Raw genomic sequence first — 5,059 nt, 5'->3', positions numbered from 1 at the left:
CCCCGATAAACTTCCCAAACAGGCCCTAGAGCCATCCTGGATCAACCTCCCAGCCGCGCTGCTGCGATACCGGTGTCAGGCCATGGCCCCCGAGCGGCGCAGCGAGCGGAGCACCTGCTCCTGTTGATGCGGGAGCAGCGCCGGATCGCGTGCGTCGAGCGCGCGCCGCAGCAGATCGTCCGCTCGAGTGTCCTCGCCGGCGGCACGCGCCACACCGGCGGCACGCCACAGGACCGGGCCGCTGTCCGGCGCCGCGTCCAGGACCGCCGCGGTCTCGTCGGATGCCTCCCTCGATCGGCCGAGCCGGGCCAGCGCCAGGGCGCGGGTCGCCCGCACTTCCGTGACGCCGGCGACGTCGGGAGCCAGCCGTGTCACCCGCTCGAGATCCTCCAACGCCGAAACGTCGTCCCCCAGTTCCACCCGCAGCTGTCCCCGCCCGGCAAGGGCGGCCTCCGATTCCGGAGCGATCGTCAGCACGGTCGAGAAGATGGCGGCAGCCCCCCAGGGCTGGCCGGAGTACCACAGCGCCCGGGCGAGGTCGGCCTGGACGCCGGAGTCGGCCGGCAGCCGCGCGGAAGCGGCCTGAAAATCTTCGATGGCCCGGCCGTACTGACCGCCGCGCAGCAGGAGCCGGCCGATGGCGGCCAGGGCACGGCCCGAACCCTCGGTGTCGGACAGCGATTCGTAGAGTTCGGCGGCCTCACGGTACCCCTGCTCCGCCTGCTCGGGTCGGGCCTGCGCCTCATCGAGCTCGGCCCGCAGGGCCAATGTCCGGGCCGTCGTCCGGGAGCCGTCCGGGCTGCGGAGCAACGCCTCGTCGACATGGCCGCGCGCGGCCACGACATCGCCGTCGGCGAAGCTCACCAGCGCGGCCTGGAGGAAATCGGCCGCACCAGCCGCACCAGCCGCACCAGCCAAGCGTCCCGCGACGGACCAGTCCGGGAAGGCCTCCTGCAGCGGCGGGATAAGGCGATCGTCGAAGAGCTCGAACCGCCGGGAACCCGAACGCCATTCACTGGCGAGGACATATCGCTCGACCAGTGCGTCGAGGAGGGCGGTGGGCATCCCGGCGGTCGTCTCGATGCCCTCGTCGACGGCCCCCCGCCGGCCGCGTTCGGTGATGAAGGTCCGGGTCAGCCAGGTGCGCACCTCCCCGTCGTCGAGGTCGTGTTCCCGGGCCACGGCCACGATCGCCTGGGGTCAGATACGCCCCGAGGATCATGCTCGCATCACCGGTCTCCGCCAGCTGGGCGCCGGTGACGGGTTCGGTGGCGGCGGGTTCGGTGGCGGGTCCGGCGGTGACGAGCGGGGAGCGCCAGATGGCCGTCGCCACGAGCTGGAGGTACGCCGGCTGCACCGTGCTGGCGACCAGAACGGACTCCGTCCCGGTAGCGTCCACCACACGGCTGGTGACAAGGCCGTCGACGCAGGCCTGGGCGACACCCGGCGGGAGGCGTCGGCCCGCCGCCCGCAACGGTTCGGTCAGCGCCGCAGTTGCCGAGCGCCGGTCCAACGGTCCGACGGCGACCCTGGCGATCGTCGAGCCACCGGCGAGGGTGTCCTCGTAGGGCGCGAGCGCGGCCCGGTGGTTACGCCGGATCACCAGCAACAGGTGCAGGTCCGGGAGGGCGGCCACGGCCTCACCGAGAACTTCGACGAACTGGGTGCGCAACGGGTCCAGATACGGCGAGTGGGGTACGAAGAAGTCCTCGAACTGGTCCACAGCGGCCAGGATCGGCCGCGCGGAGCCGAGTTGACGGTCACGACCGGCGGCGCCGTGACCGTGCCGCTTGCTCTGGATGGCGTCCACCAGCGACCAGGTGTCGGCGTCGCCCGCCCAACATCGCAGCAACGACTCCAGGTAGGGATTTCCGGTCGAGCGGACCAGGCCATCGTCCGCGTCCGGACCGACCGGTGGGCCCAGTCGACCGACCGGCAGCACGTCGGGGTCCGTCGAGACCAGATTCGGCAGCACGCCGGCCCGCAACAACGACGTTTTTCCGACCCCGGCCGGCCCGTGCAGGACGACCAGCCGACTTTCAAGCCATTTCGCGAGCAGGGCGTGCGCCGCGGCGCGGCGCCCGAAGAAAAATTCGGCGTCGGTCTCCTGAAAGGGCGTGAGGCCGACATAGGGATAATGGCGGGGAAGTACGGTGACCACCACTACCCCCGCGTCCCGGAATCGCTGGTCGGGTCAGGTCTTCCCCGCCTTCCTTCACAAGCAATGACCATCCTGGTAAACAAGGTAGTAAAAAGCCTCTCCCCGGCGAATCGACAGCACCCCTGACAGTACCCGTGAATGATATCCGACGCCGGGTCGCCGGAGTTCGGACGTACCACCCGAAAGCGCCTCCCGTGCACCGCGAGACGCGCACGACCGCCGAGCCGAGCGGACCCCCGCCCACGGGAGGCGTACCGCCGGTCGGTCATGGACTCAGTCCGCAAAGGACGGCACCGCCCGTCCGCCGTCAGTCGTGCGCTGCCGGCGCTCCGCGGGACAACAACCTAGTATGCGCTCGCGGCGAATGCCACAACGTCGGAGCTCCTCCCCCGCGGAAAGCCAGTCGATCGATCGCGACAGTGGTCGCCGTCACCGCCGGACGGACCCGGCGGTGACGCGCCGGCCCCGGCGCTTGACCCCTGACAAGGAAACCGCTGGGGTGGCGAGATGGTGCGGCGGGCCGGCGACGGCCGAGATGCGAGACCCTCCTCTCCGATAGGGTCGGGGTGTAGCATTAGCACGCGTCCGGATCGAATCTTTTACTCGGTGGGGCGCGGGCGCCGAGATGTCGCCGACCGCGCCCGGAATGCGGGGGTGCAGTGGCTTCGGTGGTGAAGGTCGATCCGGAACACGGACCGGGTCGAGGAGTTCCGACAGTCTGGGGCAACGTTCCCCAGCGGAACAAGAACTTCACCGGCCGGGACAGCCTGCTTGCGGACCTGCGCAGGCGGGTAACCTCGGACAGTCTCGACGTCACCGCCGTGCTACCGCATGCATTGCAGGGTCTCGGTGGTGTGGGTAAGACTCACCTTGCGATCGAGTACGCCTACCGCTATCAGGCGGAATACGACCTGGTGTGGTGGATCCCCGCCGACCAGCCGCTACTGGTCCGCTCCAATCTGGCCTCTCTGGCGCCGCGGCTGGGTCTGGCGGAGGCCGGGCCGCTGCGGGTCGAGGAGGCCGTCTCCGCGGTGCTGGACGCGCTGCGCCGCGGCGTGCCGTACCGGCGTTGGCTGCTTATCTTCGACAACGCCGACCAGCCGGAGACGGTCCACAGCCTCATGCCGCACGGCCCCGGTCACGTGCTCGTGACCTCGCGCAACCGGCGGTGGGAGAGCCTGATCGACACGCTGGAGGTCGACGTCTTCGCCCGGCGCGAGAGCCTCGAGTTCCTCCACCGCCGAGTCCCCGGCATCGCCGATGCCGACGCCGATCAGCTCGCCGAGGAACTCGGCGAGCTGCCGCTGGCCCTGGAGCAGGCCGGCGCGCTGCAGTTCGAGACCGGGATGGACGTCAAGGAGTACCTCGAGCTGCTCCGCACCGAGGCGGGGAAACTGCTCGCGGAGAACCCTCCGTCGGACTACTCCAGGCCGGTCGCGGCCGCCTGGAGCCTGTCGGTGAGCCGGCTCAGCGAGCAGGCGCCATTCGCCCTCGAGCTCCTGCGCCGCTGCGCGTTCTTCGGCCCCGAGCCGATTTCCCTGGAGATCCTCGACCGCGGCAAGTACATCCTCGGGTCCGAATTCGGCAGCGCCATGCGGGACCGCCTCCTGGTGAGCCGGGCGATGCGGGAGCTCGGCCGCTACGCCCTCGCCCGCATTGACAACAGCCGCAAGACGCTGCAGGTCCACCGGCTCGTGCAGAAGCTCATCCGCAACGATCTGCCCCGCGAGGATCAGGAACGCATGCGGGACGAGGTGCACCAGCTGCTCGTCGCGGCCGACCCGGGTGAGCCGGATGACTCCGAAGCCTGGCCGCAGTACGACAAGCTGCTTCCGCACATCTTCCCGTCCGAGGTCTACCTGGCGCGGTCGGCGCCCACCCGCCAGCTGGTGGAACACATCGTCGGCTACCTTTACGGCGTCGGCGACTTCACCACCGGACTCGCCGAGGCCGACCGCACCCTGGAGCAATGGATCAAGGAACCGGGGGGTCGCGACCCCGACGTCCTGATCCTGCAGGGCATCAAGGCGGACATCCTGTGGGCGCTGGGCCGGTACCGGGAAGCCTATGATCTCCGGCGCCCGACGTTGGAGGCCATCACCGAGGTACTCGGTGCGGACCACGAGGAGACCCTCGTCATCCTCAACGGTCACGGCGCCGACCTGCGTGCGCGCGGCGAGTTCCAGGCCGCCCGTGAACTCGACGAGGGTACCGTGGCCCTGCACCGCCGTGTCTTCGGCGACGACGACAACCGTACGTTCAACGCCGTCAACAACCTGGCGGTCGACTACAGCCTGACCAGCTCCTACGCCGAAGCTCTCGAGACGGACCGGAAGAACCTCACCGACCGGCGTAACCTCTTCGGCCGTGACGACGCCCCGCAGGTGGTCTTCTCGCTCGCCACGGTCGCGCGCGACCTGCGGCAGGCCGGGCAGTATCTCGAGGCCAGGAGAACGGCGGAGCAGGCCTTCCTGCTCTACCGCGATCTCGTCAACCGTCGCGTCCTGCCGGAGGACCACGCGCATGTTCTCCTCCAGGCGAAGGACCTGTCGGTGGCTCGCCGGAAGGCCGGGGACTTCACCGAGGCCCTCGAACTCGCCGAGGAGGTGCACGGCCGGTACACCAACAGTCGGCAGTTCGGGTCGGAGCATCCGGACACCCTCGCCGCCGGGATCAACCTCGGGAACGCGCAGCGGGTCGCCGGCGATCCGGACGAGGCGACCATTCGGATCGAGAAGACCGTTCGCCGTTACCGGGACGTCCTCGGCCCGGACCATCCGTATACCTATGGCTGCGACCTCAACCTCGCCCTGATCCATCGCCAGCTCGGCCGGATCGACGAGGCGGAACGCCTGCTCAGGGATGCGCGCGCGGGCCTGACGAAGAGACTCGGATCTG

The 5,059-nt window shown here is 69.8% G+C and carries 3 protein-coding genes; 1 reads left to right on the top strand and 2 read right to left on the bottom strand.

Annotated elements, in window-relative coordinates; genetic code table 11:
• Positions 1-75: 75 nt before the first annotated feature.
• Complete coding sequence (locus AC08OU_RS22400; protein ID WP_476602055.1) at positions 76-1,065, bottom strand: tetratricopeptide repeat protein; 990 nt, start codon at positions 1,063-1,065, stop codon at positions 76-78.
• A complete protein-coding gene (locus AC08OU_RS22395) occupies positions 1,013-2,164 on the bottom strand; it encodes an nSTAND1 domain-containing NTPase (protein ID WP_476605711.1) in 1,152 nt (383 codons plus the stop codon). The genes AC08OU_RS22400 and AC08OU_RS22395 overlap by 53 nt, the downstream gene beginning before the upstream one ends.
• Before the next feature lie 668 nt (positions 2,165-2,832).
• Here AC08OU_RS22395 and fxsT point away from each other — a divergent pair.
• The coding region (gene fxsT / locus AC08OU_RS22390) for an FxSxx-COOH system tetratricopeptide repeat protein (RefSeq protein WP_476605710.1) at positions 2,833-5,059 on the top strand (2,227 nt) is incomplete at its 3' end.

It is taken from the genome of Frankia sp. CcMO1 (genome assembly GCF_977945845.1).
Note: the sequence above shows the minus strand (reverse complement) of the source record. Positions and strands in the feature narration are given on the sequence as shown.

Bases quoted from the DNA above. Each gene is read 5' to 3' on its own strand.
- AC08OU_RS22400 (WP_476602055.1), bottom strand. From the start codon at position 1,065: ATGCCCACCGCCCTCCTCGACGCACTGGTCGAGCGATATGTCCTCGCC.